This is a genomic window from Streptomyces sp. NPDC057249 (assembly GCF_042669245.1).
Lineage (GTDB): Bacteria > Actinomycetota > Actinomycetes > Streptomycetales > Streptomycetaceae > Streptomyces.
This window is the reverse complement of sequence record NZ_JBHUXS010000010.1, coordinates 104818-123976: the sequence shown is the minus strand read 5'-3', so window position 1 is coordinate 123976 and position 19159 is coordinate 104818. Positions and strand designations below refer to the sequence as shown.

The following is a 19159-nucleotide window of genomic DNA, read 5'->3' as shown; positions in this document are numbered from 1 at the left end:
GTCAGTGTGATCGGGGGAGGCGAGTGGGGCGTACGAGGTGGCGCGTACGGCGGTGGCGCGGGTCAGAAGCCGAAGTCCTGGGTCCACCAGGGGCCGCCGGCCCCGTAGTGGACGCCGACGCCGAGCGTCTTGTAATCGCAGTTGAGAATGTTTGCGCGGTGACCGTCGCTGTTCATCCAGGCATCCATCACGGCCTGCGCGTCGGCCTGTCCGCGGGCGATGTTCTCGCCGCCGAGGCCCGAGACACCGGCCGCGTCCGCCCGGTCCCAGGGGGTCTTGCCGTCGGGGTCCGTGTGGCCGAAGAAGCCGCGCGCCGCCATGTCGTCGCTGAAGTCCTGGGCGAGCGAGGCGAGCGAAGCGCTCGCGGTGACCGGGCTGCACCCGACCTTGCCGCGCTCCTCGTTGACGAGGGCCAGGATCGCGGCCTGCGCCGAGGCGGCGGTGGCCTTCGGCGTGCTGCTCCGGGAGGGGGCCGGCGCGGAGGACGTGGGGGCGGCCGGCGCCGAGCTCTTCGCGGCCTTGGTGGCCGGGGCCTTCGACGGCGAGGAGGAGGACTCGGCCGACTCCTTCTTCCGGGACGCGGACTTCGACGGCGACGCGGACTTCGAGGCCGCGGCCGTCTTCGGGGGCGAGGCGGAAGCGGAGTGCGAAGCGGAGGGCGAGTGGGAGGCGCTGGGCGAGGCCGACTCGGAGGGCTTCGACGTCGCGGAATGCGACTTCTTGGGCGCGGCCGGGCGGTCGGTGCCGCGGCTCGCCGGTGCCGAAGCGGAGGAGCGGTCGGAGGGCGATGCGGTGATCCCGCCCTGGGTGAGCAGGTCCGGGGCCGCCTGGGAGCGGATCTGGTCGGCGGCCGGACCGCCGCTCACGGTGTGGCCGTCCCCGCCGGGCAGCAGACCCGACGCCACGGCGACGGCGCCGACGGCCACGGCCGCCGAGACGCCTATGAGTCCGGTGCGCAGGGGGATCACGGACCGCTTGCCGCGACCCGTCCCGCGGTGCCGGGCCGAGGCCCCGTCCGCGTGTTCCTCAGCGGCGGGGGCTGCGGCGCTGCGTCGATGGCGTCCCATCTGCTGTGCCCTTCTGACGACCTGGACGCCGTTTTCGACGCCCGTGCTCACCCGAACGAGTGAAGCTTTTGCGAGGGGACTGTACGCCATGGCGATTCGCCGGGACGTGCTTCGAAAGCAAAGGGACCGATAGCGTTCGGGCATGAACGAAGATGTACGGCTCACCGCTTGGGTACGCGGCCGAGTACAGCAAGTAGGCTTCCGCTGGTTCACCAGGGCAAATGCTTTGGAGATCGGCCGCCTCACCGGTTTCGCCCTCAATCTGGACGACGGCCGGGTGCAGGTCGTGGCGGAGGGCCCGCGTGAGAATTGCCACCGTCTTCTCGACTGGCTCCGCTCCGACGACACACCCGGCCGCGTCGACGGCGTCACTGAGATATGGGACACGCCGCGCGGCGGATACGAGGGATTCGCGATCCGCTGAGACCGCTCCCGAAAGGCCCCGGAAAGGGCTCGTGTCCGGCCCGTGTCCGATGCGCGGCGGGCGGTGACGGCATACCCCCCGTCGCGCGTACACATGAAATGACCTGCGGAATGTCCTGATGGTTGCCAAGATTCGGCCGGCATGCCAGGCTGCCGCCCTAAGGATGATCTCCGTACCCCTGAGGGCCCCGTCGGAGAGCCGCGCCGCATGATCGTCTCGCCGCGCGCCCCCGGGACGCCCGCCTCTGTGGGGTGTGATCGTGTTGACCGTCAAACTTTTTGGTGAGACTCTGAAATCCCCGCGCACCTCAGCTGTTCGGCAGGGCTGGTAGGCAGCAGGACAGCAGTGACAGTGAGCACTGCCGAACACCGCGGGTGCGATCCCTCACGACCCACACCGCATCGGTCGGTCACTCATTGTGGAGGACCATCCATCATGGCAAAGGCGCTTCTCGGTTACGTCGGCGGTTCCGACCCGCGACTCCTCGCCGAGATGCGACGGCTCCAGCAGCGCGTCCAGGACCTCGAATCCGAGCTCGTACGGATTCAGGAGGAGAACGACGCGCTCAACGCCGCCGCCCAGCACCAGTCGCTGCTCGACAGCATCGACATCGACGTACCCCAGGCGGAGCCGGCACTGACCTGACCCGCACGCCGATCCGACCCGTACGGCACGCCCGCCATCTCCGTCGAGCCGCGGGCCGTGCGCGGTACCGCCTGATCCGCAGAATCACAGGGGACGCTTCGGCGTCCCTTCTTTCTTTTCCCCGCCTCGCGCAGCTCCCGCCCCGGACGTACACCCCTTCCCTTACCGTCTGATGTGCCCTGCACCTTCATCAGCGAAACCGACAGCGAAAGGTAGAGTCCGGCGGCGTGCACCTCAAGGCCCTGACCCTGCGCGGTTTCAAGTCGTTCGCCTCCGCCACGACGCTGCGGTTCGAACCCGGCATCACCTGCGTCGTCGGGCCCAACGGGTCGGGTAAATCCAATGTGGTGGACGCGCTCTCCTGGGTCATGGGAGAACAGGGCGCGAAATCCCTGCGCGGCGGCAAGATGGAGGACGTGATCTTCGCCGGGACCACCGGCCGGCCGCCGCTCGGCCGGGCCGAGGTCTCGCTGACCATCGACAATTCCGACGGCGCCCTGCCCATCGAGTACGCCGAAGTCACCCTTACGCGGATCATGTTCCGCAACGGCGGCAGCGAATACCAGATCAACGGCGACACCTGCCGGCTGCTGGACATCCAGGAACTCCTCTCCGACTCCGGCATCGGCCGCGAAATGCACGTCATCGTCGGCCAGGGCCAGCTGGACTCCGTCCTGCACGCCGACCCCATGGGCCGCCGCGCCTTCATCGAGGAGGCGGCCGGCGTCCTCAAGCACCGCAAGCGCAAGGAGAAGGCGCTGCGGAAGCTGGACGCGATGGGCGCGAACCTCGCCAGGGTCCAGGACCTCACCGACGAACTGCGCAGACAGCTGAAGCCCCTCGGCCGGCAGGCGGCCGTGGCCCGCCGCGCCGCCGTCATCCAGGCCGACCTGCGCGACGCCCGGCTGCGCCTCCTCGCCGACGACCTCGTGACGCTGCGCACCGCCCTGCGCAGCGAGATCGCCGACGAGGCCGCGCTCAGACAGCGCCGGGAGGCCGCCGAGGCGGAACTCAAGGCCGCCCTCGCCCGCGAAGCCGAACTGGAGGACCAGGTACGGCGCCTGACGCCCAGGCTCCAGCGCGCCCAGCAGACCTGGTACGAGCTGTCGCAGCTCGCCGAACGGGTGCGCGGCACGGTCTCGCTCGCCGACGCGCGGGTGAAGAGCGCCACCGCGCCGCCCGAGGAGGAGCGCCGGGGCCGCGACCCCGAGGACATGGAGCGCGAGGCCGCCCGCATCCGCGAGCAGGAGGCCGAACTGACCGCCGCCCTGGAAGCGGCCGAACACGCGCTGGACGACACCGCCTCTCACCGCGCCGAACTCGAACGCGAGTTGGCGGCCGAGGAACGCCGCCTCAAGGACGCCGCCCGGGCCCTGGCCGACCGCCGCGAAGGGCTCGCCCGGCTGCACGGCCAGGTCAACGCCGCCCGCAGCCGAGCCGGTTCCGCCCAGGCGGAGATCGACCGGCTCTCCGCCTCGCGCGACGAGGCCCGGGAGCGGGCCGTGGCCGCCCAGGAGGAGTACGAGGAGCTGAAGGCCGAGGTCGACGGCCTGGACGCGGGGGACACCGAACTCGGCGAACAGCACGAGGCCGCCCGCCGTGCGCTGAAGGAGGCCGAGGCGGCGCACTCCCGGGCCCGCGAGGAGGCCACCGCCGCCGAACGCAGGCGCGCCGCCGTAGCGGCCCGGCACGACGCGCTCGCCCTGGGGCTGCGGCGCAAGGACGGTACGGGGGCGCTGCTCGGGGCCCGCGACCGGCTCACCGGCCTGCTCGGGCCCGCCGCCGAACTGCTGACGGTGACCCCGGGCCACGAGGTCGCGGTGGCGGCGGCGCTGGGCGCGGCGGCGGACGCCGTCGCGGTCACGGACCCGGCCACCGCGGCCGAGGCGATCCGGCTGCTGCGCAAGCAGGACGCGGGCCGCGCGGCCCTGCTCCTGGGCGGCGTGCGACGGGCCGATGCCGGGGCACCGGCGCCCGTGGCACCGGCCGGCACCCCCGCCGTCGCCGATCTCGTCGGCGGCCCCGTCGAACTGGTGGCCGCCGTCCGCAGGCTGGTGCGGGACATGGTGGTCGTCGCGACCCTGGAGGACGCCGAGGACGTGGTCGCCGCGCACCCGGAGCTGACCGCGGTGACCGCCGAGGGCGACCTGCTCTCCGCCCACTTCGCGCACGGCGGCTCCGCCGGGGCGCCCAGCCTCCTCGAAGTGCAGGCGTCCGTGGACGAAGCCGCCGCCGAGCTGGCCGGGCTCGCCGTGCGGTGCACCGAACTGGCCGAGGCCCAGCACCTCGCGGCCGGGCGGCGCACCGCCTCGGCGGCGCTGGTCGAGGAGCTGGGGGAGCGCAGGCGGGCCGTCGAGCGGGAGCGGTCCGGGGTGGCCCAGCAGCTCGGACGGCTGGCCGGACAGGCGCGGGGCGCCGCCGGTGAGGCCGAGCGCATGGACGCCTCCGCGGCCCGGGCCCAGGAGGCGCTGGAACGGGCCACCGAGGAGGCGGAGGAGCTGGCCGAGCGGCTGCTCGTCGCCGAGGAGGCGGCCGGGGACGGGGCCGACGACGAACCGGACACCGGCGTCCGCGACCGGCTCGCGGCCGACGGTGCCAACGCCCGCCAGACCGAGATGGAGGCCCGCCTCCAGGTCCGTACGCACGAGGAACGCGTCAAGGCCCTCGCCGGGCGCGCCGACTCGCTGGACCGGGCCGCGCGCGCCGAGCGCGAGGCGCGCGCCCGGGCCGAGCGGCGGCGCGCCCGGCTGCGCCACGAGGCCGAGGTGGCGGCGGCCGTTGCCTCGGGGGCCCGGCAGCTGCTGGCGCACGTCGAGGTGTCCGTCGTACGGGCGGAGCGGGAGCGGGCGGCGGCCGAGGCGTCCAAGGGGGAGCGGGAGCGCGAGCTGGCGGCGGAGCGGCTGCGGGGCCGGGACCTCAAGGGGGAGCTGGACAAGCTGACGGACTCGGTGCACCGGGGTGAGGTGCTCGGTGCCGAGAAGCGGCTGCGGATGGAGCAGCTGGAGACGAAGGCGCTGGAGGAGCTGGGCGTCGAGCCGGCCGGTCTGGTGGCGGAGTACGGCCCCGACCAGCCGGTGCCGCCGTCGCCGCCCGCCGAGGGCGAGGAACTGCCGGAGGACCCGGAGCATCCGCGTAACCGGCCGCGGCCGTTCGTCAGGGCCGAGCAGGAGAAGCGGCTCCGGTCCGCCGAACGGGCGTACCAGCAACTCGGCAAGGTGAATCCGCTCGCCCTGGAGGAGTTCTCCGCGCTGGAGGAACGGCACAAGTTCCTCTCCGAGCAGCTGGAGGACCTGAAGAAGACCCGGGCCGATCTGCTCCAGGTCGTCAAGGAGGTCGACGAGCGGGTCGAGCAGGTGTTCACGGAGGCGTACCGGGACACCGCGCGCGAGTTCGAGGGCGTCTTCTCGCGCCTCTTCCCGGGCGGGGAGGGGCGGTTGATCCTGACCGACCCCGACCACATGCTCACCACCGGTGTGGACGTCGAGGCCCGGCCGCCGGGCAAGAAGGTCAAGCGGCTCTCCCTGCTGTCCGGCGGCGAAAGGTCCCTGACGGCCGTGGCGTTGCTGGTCTCGATCTTCAAGGCGAGGCCCAGTCCGTTCTACGTGATGGACGAGGTCGAAGCGGCGCTGGACGACACCAACCTCCAGCGGCTGATCCGGATCATGGAGGAGCTCCAGGAGAGCTCTCAGCTCATCGTCATCACGCACCAGAAGCGGACGATGGAGGTCGCCGACGCGCTCTACGGCGTCTCGATGCAGGGCGACGGAGTCTCGAAGGTGATCAGCCAGCGTCTTCGCTGAGGGCGGGGGTACCCGAGTGGTGGCGGGGCCGAAGTTGTGCGCCACTTGAGATCAGCTTCACCCATGTCCGATGCCGCGGCCCCGCCCCAGGGAGGCCTTACGTGACCAGTACATCGCCAGGATCAGGACCGGAGTCCGGAGCCCGCACGGCCCATCCGGACCACCTCGGCCATGTCATCTTCATCACCGCCGCGGCTGCGATGGGGGGCTTCCTCTTCGGCTACGACAGCTCCGTGATCAACGGCGCCGTCGAGGCGATCCGCCACCGTTACGACATCGGCTCGGGAACGCTCGCCCAGGTCATCGCCATCGCACTCATCGGCTGCGCGATCGGCGCCGCCACGGCCGGCCGGATCGCCGACCGCATCGGGCGCATCCGCTGCATGCAGATCGCCGCCGTCCTGTTCACCATCAGCGCCGTGGGCTCCGCGCTCCCCTTCGCGCTCTGGGACCTGGCGATGTGGCGGATCATCGGCGGCTTCGCGATCGGCATGGCCTCGGTGATCGGCCCCGCCTATATCGCCGAGGTCTCGCCGCCCGCCTACCGGGGCCGCCTCGGCTCCTTCCAGCAGGCCGCGATCGTCATCGGCATCGCCATCTCCCAGCTCGTCAACTACGGCATCCTGCAGATCGCCGACGGCGACCAGCGCGGCAAGATCGGCGGGCTCGAAGCCTGGCAGTGGATGCTCGGCGTGATGGTCGTGCCCGCCGTGCTCTACGGGCTGCTTTCGTTCGCGATCCCCGAGTCGCCGCGCTTCCTGCTCTCCGTCGGCAAGCGGGAACGGGCCCGGGAGATCCTGGAGGAGGTCGAGGGCAAGGACGTCGACCTCGACGCGCGCGTCCAGGAGATCGAGACCGCGATGCGCCGCGAGCACAAGTCGACCTTCAGGGACCTGCTCGGCAGCCGCTTCGGCTTCCTGCCGATCGTCTGGGTCGGCATCGGCCTCTCCGTCTTCCAGCAGCTCGTCGGCATCAACGTGGCGTTCTACTACTCGGCGACGCTGTGGCAGTCCGTCGGCATCGACCCGACCGACTCCTTCTTCTGGTCGTTCACCACGTCGATCGTCAACATCATCGGTACCGTCATCGCGATGATCCTGGTGGACCGGGTCGGCCGCCGCCCGCTCGCCCTCGTCGGCTCCTGCGGCATGGCCGTCGCCCTCGCCTTCGAGGCCTGGGCCTTCTCCGCGGATCTGGTCGACGGCAAGCTTCCGACGGCCCAGGGCGCGGTCGCCCTCGTCGCCGCCCACGTCTTCGTGCTCTTCTTCGCCCTGTCGTGGGGCGTGGTGGTCTGGGTCTTCCTCGGCGAGATGTTCCCCAACCGCATCCGCGCCGCCGCGCTCGGCGTCGCCGCGTCCGCGCAGTGGATCGCCAACTGGGCGATCACCGCCAGCTTCCCGAGCCTCGCGGACTGGAACCTCTCGGGCACGTACATCATCTACGCCTGCTTCGCGACGCTCTCCATCCCCTTCGTGCTCAAGTTCGTGAAGGAGACCAAGGGCAAGGCGCTGGAGGAGATGGGCTAAGGCGTTTCGTCGGGGCGGCCCGGGCGCGGCAGCACCGCGTACAGGCCGCCCGAGACGAGCGCCGTGACCGCCCAGCCCAGGCCGCTGCGGCCCGGCCAGGTACCGGCCAGCGGACCGGTGAACCACTCCACGCCGGTGAACAGCAGCCCCACCGCGAGACCCGCGCCCCACGCGGCGAGGGCGGGCCACGCGACGCCTCCCGTGTACCAGTACGCGCCGCCCCGGCCGGTGTCCATGAGCGCGACCGGGTCGTAGACGCGGCCGCGCAGCATGTCCGTGGCGAAGACCCCGATCCACGCCGAGAACGTCACCGCGAGCAGACGCAGGAACGACACGAAGGCGTCGATGAAGCTGCTCGCCACCATCATCAGGAGCGCGCCCAGGAACAGACTGATCGCCGCGTTCACCCCGACGGCCCAAGCGCGCGGCACGGAGAAGCCGAGGGTCTGCGCGGTGAAGCCGGCCGAGTACAGCGACAGCGCGTTGATCAGCACCATGCCCGTGACCGCGACGACCAGATAGGGGACGGAGAGCCAGGTCGGCAGCAGGACCCCGATGAAGGAGACCGGATCACGGGTCAGTGCGAGCTCCGGCGTCCGCACCGCCATCACCGCCCCCATCATCACCAGCGGCACCAGCACCGCCAGCGCCCCGCCCACCGTCGCCGCGACCAGCGCCCGGCCCGAGGCGGCGCGCGGCAGATAGCGGGCGAAGTCCGGACCGGACGGCGCCCAGCTGATCCCCCCGGCCGTCAGCGTGCCGATGCCCGCGATCACCATCGACACCGGACCCGCCGGCCGGTCGAGCACCGCGAGCCAGGGCACCGACACGGCCAGATGCACCAGCACCAGGACGCTGAAGGCGCCGAAGAGGTACGCCGACCAGGTGCAGCACACCCGCAGCGCCCGCAGCCCGAGACCCGACAGCAGAAAGCTGCCCGCCACGAACGCGAGCAGCGTCGCCATGATCAGCGCGGTCGTGCTCCGGACCCCGAACAGCACATCGCCCACGGCCAGCAGGGCGTACGCGCCGGTGACCGCGTTCATCGTCTCCCAGCCCCACCGCGCCACCCAGATCAGCGCCCCCGGCGCCAGATTGCCCCGCACGCCGAAGACGGCCCGCGACAGCGCCATGCCGGGGGCGCCGCCGCGCTTCCCGGCCAGCGAGACGAAGCCCACCAGGCCGAACGAGATCACGGGCGCCACCACGGCCGTCACCAGCACCTGCCGGAAACTCAGCCCGTTCAGCACCACGAGCCCCGCGCCCACCGTGAGGAGCAGCACGGTCATGTTGGCGGTGGCCCAGGTGGGGAGGAGGGCGCGGACCCGGCCGGTGCGCTCCTCGTCGGGCACGGGGTCCAGGCCACGGGTCTCCACGGCCAGGATCGTACCTTTCCGGCATGCCGGACGTAACGACCACAAGGTCCCACGGGCCCGTGCTCCTGTGCCGCACCCGTCCCTTCCCCGATTGCCGGCCCGGGTGACCGATACTGGGGGGGTTATGGAATTCGTCATCCTTGCTGTAGTCATCGCCCTGGTCGCGGTCGGCGTGATCAGCGGGCTCGTGGTCAGCAGCCGCAAGAAGAAGCAGCTGCCCCCGGCACCGTCGAGCACGCCGACCATCACACCTCCCGCCGAGCCCCGTGTCGGCGAGGAGGCCGAAGAGCCGCGCGAGGAACCGCGCCGCACCATCGAGGACGTCGCGGCCCCGCCCGCCGAGCCGGAGACCGTGGAGCCGGAGGCGCCCGCCGCCCCCGCGCTCGACGTCCCCGAGCCCACCGCCGGGCGGCTCGTCCGGCTGCGCGCCCGCCTCGCCCGCTCGCAGAACACCCTCGGCAAGGGGCTCCTCGCGCTCCTGTCCCGGGACAATCTGGACGAGGACACCTGGGAGGAGATCGAGGACACCCTCCTCACCGCCGACGTCGGCGTCGCCCCCACCCAGGAACTGGTCGAGCGCCTCCGCGAGCGCGTCCGGGTGCTCGGCACCCGCACCCCCGACGAGCTGCGCGGCCTGCTCCGCGAGGAGCTGCTCGCCCAGCTCGGCACCGACTTCGACCGCGCCGTGAAGACGGAGGGCGGCCTGGAGACCCCCGGCATCGTGATGGTCGTCGGCGTCAACGGCACCGGCAAGACCACCACCACCGGCAAGCTGGCCCGGGTGCTCGTCGCCGACGGCCGCAGCGTCGTGCTCGGCGCGGCCGACACCTTCCGCGCCGCCGCCGCCGACCAGCTCCAGACCTGGGGCGAGCGCGTCGGCGCCCGTACCGTGCGCGGTCCCGAGGGCGGCGACCCGGCGTCCATCGCCTTCGACGCCGTCAAGGAGGGCATCGCCGAGGGCGCCGACGTGGTGCTCATCGACACCGCCGGCCGGCTGCACACCAAGACCGGGCTGATGGACGAGCTGGGCAAGGTCAAGCGGGTCGTGGAGAAGCACGGCCCGCTGGACGAGGTGCTGCTCGTCCTGGACGCCACCACCGGGCAGAACGGCCTGGTGCAGGCGCGGGTCTTCGCCGAGGTCGTCGACATCACCGGCATCGTCCTCACCAAGCTGGACGGCACCGCCAAGGGCGGCATCGTGATCGCCGTCCAGCGCGAGCTGGGCGTCCCGGTCAAGCTCGTCGGACTCGGCGAGGGCCCGGACGACCTGGCCCCGTTCGAGCCGGAGGCGTTCGTCGACGCGCTGATCGGGGACTGACCCCCACCGCGCGGCGTCGAAGCCCGGCCGCCTCCGTGCGGCCGGGCTTCGACGCTGTCGTACGGTACGCGGCTCAGCCGCAGGGCGCCGCCCACCGGTGGCAGAGGTACGCCAGCGTGCCCAGCAGCAGCCGGGCCTCCGGAGGCGTCGCGCTGTCGGGCCCCGGCGCCCGCAGCCAGCGGACCGGTCCGAGCCCGCCCCGGTCCGAGGGCGGCGCCGTGATGTGGCTGCCCGGGCCGAGCGCCCGCAGATCGAGCCCCGCGTCGTCCCAGCCCATCCGGTACAGCAGCCGGGGCAGCTCGTCGGCGGCCCCCGGCGCGACGAAGAACTGCGCCCGGCCCTGCGGGGTCACCGAGACCGGGCCCAGCGGCAGGCCCATCCGCTCCATCCGCACCAGGGCCCGGCGCCCGGCCCCCTCCGCCACGTCGAGCACGTCGAAGCTCCGGCCCACGGGGAGCATCATCGAGGCGCCCGGCACCTCGGCCCAGGCGCGTGCCGCCGCGTCGAGCGTCGCCCCGGCGGGCACCTCCCGGGCGAACTCCAGCGGATGGGCGCCCGGGGCGGTGCAGCCGGCGGCCCCGCAGGAGCAGACGCCGCCCGCCGCGCGGGCCCCGGGCACCACGGCCCAGCCCCAGAGCCCGGTGTACTCGGCCACCTCCGTACCGCCGGCGGCGGCACGGGCGCGACGCCGTGCGCCGGCGCGCATCTCGCGGATTCCGATCGTGAAGCCCATGCCCCCTCCAACGGGTCCGGTTCGCCGGTGGTTACGACGAGGAGCGTGCAACCGCCCGCGCGCCCCCGGACGCTTCCTCGCGCCCGTGCGCATCGTCCTGTCAAGTGAATCGCGGCCCACGGGAGTGGCGTTCAATCGAAGGGGTGGCGAATGGTGGCGATTACGCAAAGGGCCTCGCGGTGCCCGTGATTGCAGGATTACCGTCGGTACACGAACCATGGAAGTATGTGCGCCCGTGGGTATGCCGCAGGCAACCCGGCTTTCTGTTCGACCGGGCCCAACGCCCGTACGGGCAACATGAGTTCGAGGCATTCTGAAATGCTTCGCGCGACACGTATTCGGCGGGATGGGGGCTTATCCGTGAGTGGCAGCGGCGCAGGCGAGACGAGTGCCGGCAAGCGCCCGAACGGGCAACTGGGATCATGGTTCGTGCGCAGCGGCTGGTCGAAGGGCGAGCTGGCCCGGCAGGTGAACCGCCGGGCGCGCCAGATGGGCGCCCACCACATCAGCACCGACACCTCCCGGGTGCGGCGCTGGCTGGACGGCGAGCAGCCGCGCGAGCCGATCCCGCGCATCCTGTCCGAGCTGTTCTCGGAGCGTTTCGGCAGCGTCGTCGCCGTCGAGGACCTGGGGCTGCGCACCCCGCACCAGGCACCCTCCGTGGCCGGTGTGGACCTGCCGTGGGCGGGCCCGCAGACCGTCACCCTGCTCAGTGAGTTCTCGCGGAGCGACCTGATGCTCGCCCGCCGGGGCTTCCTCGGCAGCTCCCTCGCCCTCGCCGCCGGCCCCGCCCTCATCGAGCCCATGCAGCGCTGGCTGGTGCCGGTCGCGGCCGCCCCCGCCGCCGAACCGGAACCTGCCGCCGCCCGCCGCCCGTCCCGGCTCTCCGGGCCCGAGCTGGACCTGCTGGAGTCGACCACCGCGATGTTCCGCCAGTGGGACGCGCAGTGCGGCGGCGGACTGCGCCGCAAGGCCGTCGTCGGCCAGCTCCACGAGGTCACCGACCTGCTCCAGGAGCCCCAGCCCGCCGCCACCTCCAAGCGCCTCTTCCGCTGCGCCGCCGAACTGGCCGAGCTGGCGGGCTGGATGAGCTACGACGTCGGCCTCCAGCCCACCGCCCAGAAGTACTTCGTGCTCGCCCTGCACGCCGCCAAGGAGGCCGGCGACAAGCCGCTCGGCTCGTACGTCCTGTCCAGCATGAGCCGGCAGATGATCCACCTCGGCCGCCCCGACGACGCCCTGGAGCTGATCCACCTCGCCCAGTACGGCAGCCGCGACTGCGCGACCCCGCGCACCCAGGCCATGCTGTACGCGATGGAGGCCCGCGCCTACGCGAACATGGGCCAGCCCAGCAAGTGCAAGCGGGCGGTCCGCATGGCCGAGGACACCTTCCTGGACGCCGGGGTCGACGGCGAGCCCGAGCCCGACTGGATCCGCTTCTTCTCCGAGGCCGAGCTGAACGGCGAGAACTCGCACTCGTACCGGGACCTCGCCTACGTGGCCGGCCGCAGCCCCACGTACGCCTCGCTCGCCGAGCCCGTCATGGAGAGGGCGGTCCAGCTCTTCGGCGAGGACGACGAGCACCAGCGCTCCTACGCGCTCAATCTGATCGGCCTCGCCACCGTCCACCTCCTCAAGGGCGAGCCCGAGGCGTCCACCGCGCCGGCCGAGCAGGCGCTGCGCGTCGCCAAGAAGGTGCGCTCCGAGAGGGTCAACACCCGGCTCCGCAAGACCGTCGACACCGCCGCCAGGGACTACGGGGACGTGCCCGAGGTCGCCCGGCTCACCGAACTCCTCATCGAACAACTGCCCGAGACCGTGGAAACCGTCTAGCGACGGCCACCGGGCCCCCGGACACCGGCCACGACGACCACCCAGCACAGACCGACTTCGGCTCCCCCCATTGCCAGGTCAACGGGTGATCGCCGTGGCCGGTTCGTGTGGTCGTTCCCCTGCCGGAGCGTCGTAACCGCACCGTATGCGGCCCGGGCCGCAGAGTGGGCGCGAGCGCGGGTACGGCATGCGCGGTTCATGGGGACGTAACACGTCGCTTCCCTTCGTCACTGGCGCGAAACATCGCGGCGCACCGGCCGAAACGGCACTGGGCGAACCTCGTGGCTCATAGGACCGGCCGACGATTGGAGGGTGGCGTCGCGGGGCTGGGCACGCACATCTGCGGCGTTGTCGTCAATCACCATGGCTCCGCCATGGCTCAATCCTCCGCCTTGCAGCTGCACGCACCCAGCCCCGCTCCTTCCTCCACCCTCCAATCGCCGGCCGGTCCAACCGGCCCGCACCCTTCCCAGTGGTCCCGCAGTGGTTGTGCCCCCACCGCCCGCACGCGGCCGCACCGACGACGAGGAGACGCCGATGCCCCCAGGCATCACGACGCTTGCCGCAGACACCCCGACGCTGTCTGCCGCCAACACCGGCTTCATGCTCATCTGCTCGGCCCTGGTGATGCTCATGACCCCGGCCCTCGCCTTCTTCTACGGAGGCATGGTCCGCGTCAAGAGCACCCTCAACATGCTGATGATGAGCTTCATCAGCCTCGGGATCGTCACGGTCCTGTGGGTGCTGTACGGCTTCAGCCTCGCCTTCGGGACCGACGCCGGATCGGTCATCGGCTGGAGCCAGGACTTCCTCGGCCTCAGCGGGATCGGCGTCACGGAGCTCTGGGACGGCTACACCATCCCGGTCTACGTCTTCGCCGTGTTCCAGCTGATGTTCGCCGTCCTCACGCCCGCGCTGATCAGCGGTGCCCTCGCCGACCGGGTCAAGTTCACCTCCTGGGCCCTGTTCATCACGCTGTGGGTCACCGTCGTCTACTTCCCGGTCGCGCACTGGGTGTGGGGCGCCGGCGGCTGGCTGTTCGAGCTCGGCGTCATCGACTTCGCCGGCGGCACCGCCGTCCACATCAACGCGGGTGCCGCCGCCCTCGGCGTGATCCTGGTCATCGGCAAGCGCGTCGGCTTCAAGAAGGACCCGATGCGGCCGCACAGCCTGCCGCTCGTCATGCTCGGCGCCGGTCTCCTCTGGTTCGGCTGGTTCGGCTTCAACGCCGGCTCCTGGCTCGGCAACGACGATGGCGTGGGCGCGGTCATGTTCGTCAACACCCAGGTCGCCACCGGTGCGGCGATGCTCGCCTGGCTCGCCTACGAGAAGATCCGCCACGGCGCCTTCACCACCCTGGGCGCCGCCTCCGGCGCGGTCGCCGGACTCGTCGCCATCACCCCGGCCGGCGGCGCGGTCAGCCCGCTCGGCGCCATCGCGGTCGGCGCCATCGCCGGTGTGCTCTGCGCCATGGCCGTCGGCCTCAAGTACAAGCTCGGCTACGACGACTCCCTCGACGTCGTCGGCGTCCACCTCGTCGGCGGCATCATCGGCTCCCTGCTCGTCGGCCTCTTCGCCACCGGAGGCGTCCAGTCCGACGCCAAGGGCCTCTTCTACGGCGGCGGGCTCGACCAGCTCGGCAAGCAGGCCGTCGGCGTCTTCGCGGTCCTCGCGTACTCTCTCGTCGTCTCCGCGGTCCTCGCCTTCCTGGTCGACAAGATCGTCGGGATGCGGGTGGCCGAGGACGACGAGATCTCCGGCATCGACCAGGTCGAACACGCCGAGACCGCGTACGACTTCAGCGGCGCCGGCGGCGGCGCGGCCTCCCGTACCGCCGCTCCTGCCCCCGGCCCGGCCGCCCCGACGAACAAGAAGGTGGACGCATGAAGCTCATCACCGCAGTCGTGAAGCCCCACCGTCTGGACGAGATCAAGGAAGCCCTCCAGGCGTTCGGCGTCCAGGGCCTCACCGTCACCGAGGCCAGCGGCTACGGTCGTCAGCGCGGCCACACCGAGGTCTACCGGGGCGCCGAGTACACCGTCGACCTCGTCCCCAAGATCCGCATCGAGGTGCTGGTCGAGGACGAGGACGCCGAACAGCTCCTCGACGTCGTCGTCAAGGCCGCCCGCACCGGCAAGATCGGTGACGGCAAGGTCTGGACCGTCCCGGTCGAGACGGCCGTCAGGGTCCGTACGGGCGAACGCGGCCCGGACGCCCTCTGACCGGCCCCCGCCGACTGTTTCGCACGGTTCCGCACACGGAAAGGGCAGCTGGGTGACGAGCATCGAAGCGACCACCGAATCCGAGGACTCGCGCCCCAGCGGCTACGCGGCGGCCCGGCTGAGCCTTCTCCAGGAGAAGGAGCGGCCCGGGCCGCCGCGCCGTGCGGCCCTCGCCGCCCTCACCGACGACTGGCTCACCGCCCTGTTCACGGGCGCCGCCCAGCACGCCGGGGTCCGGGGCGCCGCCCTCGTCGCCGTCGGCGGCTACGGCCGCGGCGAACTCTCCCCGCGCAGCGACCTCGACCTCCTCCTGCTGCACGACGGCACCGCCGACGCCGCGGCCGTCGCCGCCCTCGCGGACCGGATCTGGTACCCCGTCTGGGACCTGGGCCTCGCCCTCGACCACTCCGTACGCACCCCCGCCGAGGCCCGCAAGACCGCCGGCGAGGACCTCAAGGTCCAGCTCGGACTGCTCGACGCCCGCCCCGTCGCCGGCGACCTCGGCCTCGTCGCGTCCCTGCGCACCGCGATCCTCGCCGACTGGCGCAACCAGGCACCCAAACGCCTCCCCGACCTCCACGAACTCTGCCGCGAACGCGCCGAACGCCACGGCGAACTGCGGTTCCTCCTCGAACCCGACCTCAAGGAGGCCCGGGGCGGCCTGCGCGACGTCACCGCCCTGCGCGCCGTCGCCGCCTCCTGGGTCGCCGACGCCCCCCGCGAAGGACTCGCCGAGGCCCGCCGCACCCTCCTCGACGCCCGCGACGCCCTCCACCTCACCACCGGCCGCGCCACCGACCGGCTCGCCCTCCAGGAACAGGACCAGGTCGCCCAGGCCCTCGGCCTCCTCGACGCCGACGCCCTGCTCCGCCAGGTCTACGAAGCCGCCCGCACCGTCTCGTACGCCACCGACGTCACCTGGCGCGAGGTCAACCGGGTCCTGCGTGCCCGCTCCGCCCGGCCCCGGCTGCGCGCCCTGCTCGGCGGCGGCCGGACCCCCACTCCCGACCGGACCCCGCTCGCCGACGGAGTCGTGGAGGCCGACGGCGAGGCCGTCCTCGCCCGCACCGCCCGGCCCGAACGCGACCCGGTGCTCGTGCTGCGCGCCGCCGCCGCGGCCGCCCAGTCCGGACTGCCGCTCTCCCGCCACGTCGTACGCCACCTCGCCACCACCGCCCAGCCGCTTCCGGTGCCCTGGCCGGCCGAGGCCCGCGAGGAGCTGGTCACCCTCCTCGGCGCCGGCGAGGCCACCGTCCCCGTCTGGGAGGCCCTGGAGGCCGAAGGGCTGATCACCCGCCTGCTGCCCGACTGGGAACGCGTCCACTGCCGCCCCCAGCGCAACCCGGTCCACACCTGGACCGTCGACCGCCACCTGGTCGAGACGGCCGTCCGCGCCGCCTCGCTCACCCGCCGCGTCGGCCGCCCCGACCTCCTCCTCGTCGCCGCCCTGCTGCACGACATCGGCAAGGGCTGGCCCGGCGACCACTCCGTCGCCGGTGAGGTCATCGCCCGCGACATGGCCGCCCGCATCGGCTTCGACCAGCACGACGTGGGCGTCATCGCCACCCTGGTACGGCATCACCTCCTGCTCGTCGAGACCGCCACCCGGCGCGACCTGGACGACCCCGCCACCGTCCGCGCCGTCGCCGACGCCGTGGGCAGCGCCGCGACCCTGGAACTGCTGCACGCCCTCACCGAGGCCGACGCCCTGGCCACCGGGCCCGCCGCCTGGTCCGCCTGGCGCGCCTCCCTCGTCACCGCGCTCGTCGAACGCGTCGCCCAGCTCCTGGCCGGGGAGGCCCCCGAGGAACCCGGCCCCGCCGCCCCGAGCGCCGAGCAGGAACGCCTCGCGATCGAGGCGCTGCGCACCGGAACGCCCGTCCTCGCCCTGCACGCCCGGCCCGAGGCCCCGCACGAGGAGGAGGGCCCCCAGCCCGTCGGCGTCGAACTCCTCATCGCGCTCCGCGACCGGCCCGGCGTGCTGCCCGCCGCCGCCGGTGTCCTCGCCCTGCACCGCCTCACCGTCCGCGCCGCCGACCTGCGCGCCGTGGAGCTGCCCACCGAGCTGGGGGACTCCGCGGGCCTGCTGCTGCTCAGCTGGCGGGTGGCCGCCGCATACGGCTCGCTGCCCTCGGCGGACCGGCTGCGCGCCGACCTCGTACGCGCCCTGGACGGCACCCTGGACATCCCCGCCCGCCTCGCCGAACGCGAGGCGGCGTATCCCCGGCGGCGCGGCATGAAGGCGCCACCGCCCCGGGTGACGGTCGCCCCGGCGGGCTCCCGGCTCGCCACGGTCATCGAGGTGCGCGCGCAGGACGCCCCCGGGCTGCTGCACCGCATCGGGCACGCGCTGGAACGGAGCGCGGTGCGGGTGCGGAGCGCACATGTGTCGACGCTGGGGGCGAACGCGGTGGATGCCTTCTACGTCACGGACGCGGAGGGGGAGCCGCTGTCGGCGCGGCGGGCCGCGGAGCTGGCCCAGGAGGTCGAGAAGGCGCTCGGCTGAGGCCGGAGCCGGGCGAGGTCTTGGCGTTCTCCGGCGTCCGGATACCCTGGGAACCTACTGACCCGACCCGCCCCCGACCCTGAGGACCGACGAGCGCCGTGTTCGATACTCTCTCCGACCGCCTTGCCGCGACTTTCAAGAACCTCCGGGGCAAGGGCCGCTTGTCCGAGGCGGACATCGACGCCACGGCTCGCGAGATCCGTATCGCCCTGCTCGAAGCGGACGTGGCGCTGCCCGTCGTCCGGTCCTTCATCGCCAACGTCAAGGAACGGGCGCGCGGCGCCGAGGTCTCGCAGGCGCTGAACCCGGCCCAGCAGGTCGTCAAGATCGTCAACGAGGAGCTCATCTCGATCCTCGGCGGCGAGACCCGGCGGCTGCGGTTCGCCAAGAACCCGCCCACCGTGATCATGCTCGCCGGTCTCCAGGGTGCCGGTAAGACGACCCTCGCCGGAAAGCTCGGCCTCTGGCTCAAGGGCCAGGGCCACTCCCCGCTGCTCGTCGCCTGCGACCTCCAGCGCCCCAACGCCGTCAACCAGCTGAGCGTCGTCGCCGACCGCGCCGGTGTCGCGGTCTACGCCCCCGAGCCGGGCAACGGCGTCGGCGACCCGGTCCAGGTCGCCAAGGACTCCATCGAGTACGCGAAGACCAAGGTCCACGACATCGTGATCGTGGACACCGCCGGCCGCCTCGGCATCGACCAGGAGCTGATGCAGCAGGCCGCGGACATCCGCGACGCCGTCAGCCCGGACGAGATCCTGTTCGTGGTCGACGCGATGATCGGCCAGAACGCGGTCAACACCGCCGAGGCGTTCCGCGACGGCGTCGGCTTCGACGGCGTGGTGCTCTCCAAGCTCGACGGTGACGCCCGCGGCGGTGCCGCCCTGTCGATCGCCCACGTCACCGGCAAGCAGATCATGTTCGCGTCGAACGGCGAGAAGCTGGACGACTTCGACGCGTTCCACCCGGACCGCATGGCGTCCCGGATTCTCGACATGGGTGACCTGCTCACCCTGATCGAGCAGGCGGAGAAGACCTTCAGCCAGGAAGAGGCCGCCAAGATGGCCTCCAAGCTGGCGTCCAGCAAGGGCAAGGACTTCACGTTCGACGACTTCCTGGCCCAGATGGAGCAGGTCAGGAAGATGGGCTCCATCTCCAAGCTGCTCGGCATGCTGCCCGGCATGGGGCAGATCAAGGACCAGATCAACAACATCGACGAGCGCGACATCGACCGCATGGCCGCGATCATCAAGTCGATGACCCCGAAGGAGCGCGCCGACCCGACGATCATCAACGGCTCGCGCCGGGCCCGGATCGCCAAGGGCTCCGGCTCCGAGGTCTCCGCCGTCAAGGGGCTGGTCGAGCGGTTCTTCGAGGCCCGCAAGATGATGTCGAAGATGGCGCAGGGCGGCGGCATGCCGGGCATGCCCGGGATGCCGGGCATGGGCGGCGGCCCGGGCCGGCAGAAGAAGCAGGTCAAGCAGGCCAAGGGCAAGCGCAAGAGCGGCAACCCGATGAAGCGCAAGGCCGAGGAGCAGGCCGCGGCCGCCCGCCGCGAGGCCGCCCAGAACGGCAGCGTCCCGGGCCTGCCGGCCGGCCAGAGCGGTCAGAACTTCGAGCTGCCGGACGAGTTCAAGAAGTTCATGGGCTGACTCGCGTCACGTCGTGCCGGAGGGGCGCTCACCGCACACGGTGGGCGCCCCTCCGGCGTA

At 72.4% G+C, this 19159-nt stretch carries 13 protein-coding genes; 10 read left to right on the top strand and 3 right to left on the bottom strand.

Features of this window, described 5'->3' with window-relative positions:
- Positions 1–62: 62 nt before the first annotated feature.
- Entirely contained in the window at positions 63–1067 is a 1005-nt protein-coding gene (locus ACFUJY_RS20185; RefSeq protein ID WP_383301293.1) for a CAP domain-containing protein, read from the bottom strand.
- A 142-nt stretch (positions 1068–1209) separates the two neighbouring features.
- Between ACFUJY_RS20185 and ACFUJY_RS20180 the strand changes: the two genes are divergently transcribed.
- From ACFUJY_RS20180 to ACFUJY_RS20165, 4 genes are all read left to right on the top strand, one after another.
- The gene (locus ACFUJY_RS20180) at positions 1210–1491 is read left to right on the top strand and encodes an acylphosphatase (protein ID WP_383301290.1); all 282 of its coding nucleotides are present in this window, start codon (positions 1210–1212) and stop codon (positions 1489–1491) included.
- Between the two features lie 435 nt (positions 1492–1926).
- Positions 1927–2136 (top strand): hypothetical protein, encoded by a 210-nt coding sequence (locus tag ACFUJY_RS20175; protein ID WP_018102403.1) that lies wholly within the window; start codon positions 1927–1929, stop codon positions 2134–2136.
- Between the two features lie 227 nt (positions 2137–2363).
- Positions 2364–5936 carry a chromosome segregation protein SMC gene (gene smc, locus ACFUJY_RS20170; RefSeq protein ID WP_383301287.1) on the top strand — a complete coding sequence of 1191 codons (3573 nt, stop codon included), beginning with the start codon at positions 2364–2366 and terminating at the stop codon, positions 5934–5936.
- A gap of 101 nt (positions 5937–6037) precedes the next feature.
- Positions 6038–7462, top strand: coding sequence for a sugar porter family MFS transporter (locus ACFUJY_RS20165; RefSeq protein ID WP_383301284.1), 1425 nt, complete (start codon positions 6038–6040; stop codon positions 7460–7462).
- Here ACFUJY_RS20165 and ACFUJY_RS20160 read toward each other — a convergent pair.
- Positions 7459–8838, bottom strand: a complete 1380-nt coding sequence (locus tag ACFUJY_RS20160) for a purine-cytosine permease family protein (RefSeq protein WP_383301281.1) — start codon at positions 8836–8838, stop codon at positions 7459–7461. The genes ACFUJY_RS20165 and ACFUJY_RS20160 overlap by 4 nt on opposite strands.
- 124 nt (positions 8839–8962) lie before the next feature.
- Between ACFUJY_RS20160 and ftsY the strand changes: the two genes are divergently transcribed.
- The gene (ftsY, locus tag ACFUJY_RS20155; RefSeq protein ID WP_383301279.1) at positions 8963–10156 is read left to right on the top strand and encodes a signal recognition particle-docking protein FtsY; all 1194 of its coding nucleotides are present in this window, start codon (positions 8963–8965) and stop codon (positions 10154–10156) included.
- Positions 10157–10229: 73 nt separating this feature from the next.
- Here the strand turns inward: ftsY and ACFUJY_RS20150 are convergent, their stop codons facing one another.
- Positions 10230–10889, bottom strand: a complete 660-nt coding sequence (locus tag ACFUJY_RS20150; RefSeq protein ID WP_383301277.1) for a bifunctional DNA primase/polymerase — start codon at positions 10887–10889, stop codon at positions 10230–10232.
- Positions 10890–11249: 360 nt separating this feature from the next.
- Here ACFUJY_RS20150 and ACFUJY_RS20145 point away from each other — a divergent pair, with 360 nt between their 5' ends.
- The 5 genes from ACFUJY_RS20145 to ffh all read left to right on the top strand — a co-directional run bounded on the left by ACFUJY_RS20145 (position 11250) and on the right by ffh (position 19099).
- Positions 11250–12722, top strand: a complete 1473-nt coding sequence (locus ACFUJY_RS20145; protein WP_383301275.1) for a hypothetical protein — start codon at positions 11250–11252, stop codon at positions 12720–12722.
- A gap of 537 nt (positions 12723–13259) precedes the next feature.
- Complete coding sequence (locus tag ACFUJY_RS20140; RefSeq protein WP_383301273.1) at positions 13260–14609, top strand: ammonium transporter; 1350 nt, start codon at positions 13260–13262, stop codon at positions 14607–14609.
- On the top strand, positions 14606–14944 hold the full coding sequence (locus ACFUJY_RS20135; protein WP_018102395.1) for a P-II family nitrogen regulator: 339 nt from the start codon (positions 14606–14608) through the stop codon (positions 14942–14944). The genes ACFUJY_RS20140 and ACFUJY_RS20135 overlap by 4 nt, the downstream gene beginning before the upstream one ends.
- 52 nt (positions 14945–14996) lie before the next feature.
- Positions 14997–17450 carry a [protein-PII] uridylyltransferase gene (locus ACFUJY_RS20130; protein ID WP_383301269.1) on the top strand — a complete coding sequence of 818 codons (2454 nt, stop codon included), beginning with the start codon at positions 14997–14999 and terminating at the stop codon, positions 17448–17450.
- Between the two features lie 98 nt (positions 17451–17548).
- Positions 17549–19099 (top strand): signal recognition particle protein, encoded by a 1551-nt coding sequence (ffh, locus tag ACFUJY_RS20125; RefSeq protein WP_383301266.1) that lies wholly within the window; start codon positions 17549–17551, stop codon positions 19097–19099.
- Positions 19100–19159 lie beyond the last annotated feature (60 nt).

Coding starts and splice junctions, on each gene's coding strand:
- ACFUJY_RS20185 (WP_383301293.1), bottom strand. CDS start 1,067: ATGGGACGCCATCGACGCAGCGCCGCAGCCCCCGCCGCTGAGGAACAC.
- ACFUJY_RS20180 (WP_383301290.1), top strand. CDS start 1,210: ATGAACGAAGATGTACGGCTCACCGCTTGGGTACGCGGCCGAGTACAG.
- ACFUJY_RS20175 (WP_018102403.1), top strand. CDS start 1,927: ATGGCAAAGGCGCTTCTCGGTTACGTCGGCGGTTCCGACCCGCGACTC.
- ftsY (WP_383301279.1), top strand. CDS start 8,963: ATGGAATTCGTCATCCTTGCTGTAGTCATCGCCCTGGTCGCGGTCGGC.
- ACFUJY_RS20150 (WP_383301277.1), bottom strand. CDS start 10,889: ATGGGCTTCACGATCGGAATCCGCGAGATGCGCGCCGGCGCACGGCGT.
- ACFUJY_RS20140 (WP_383301273.1), top strand. CDS start 13,260: ATGCCCCCAGGCATCACGACGCTTGCCGCAGACACCCCGACGCTGTCT.
- ACFUJY_RS20135 (WP_018102395.1), top strand. CDS start 14,606: ATGAAGCTCATCACCGCAGTCGTGAAGCCCCACCGTCTGGACGAGATC.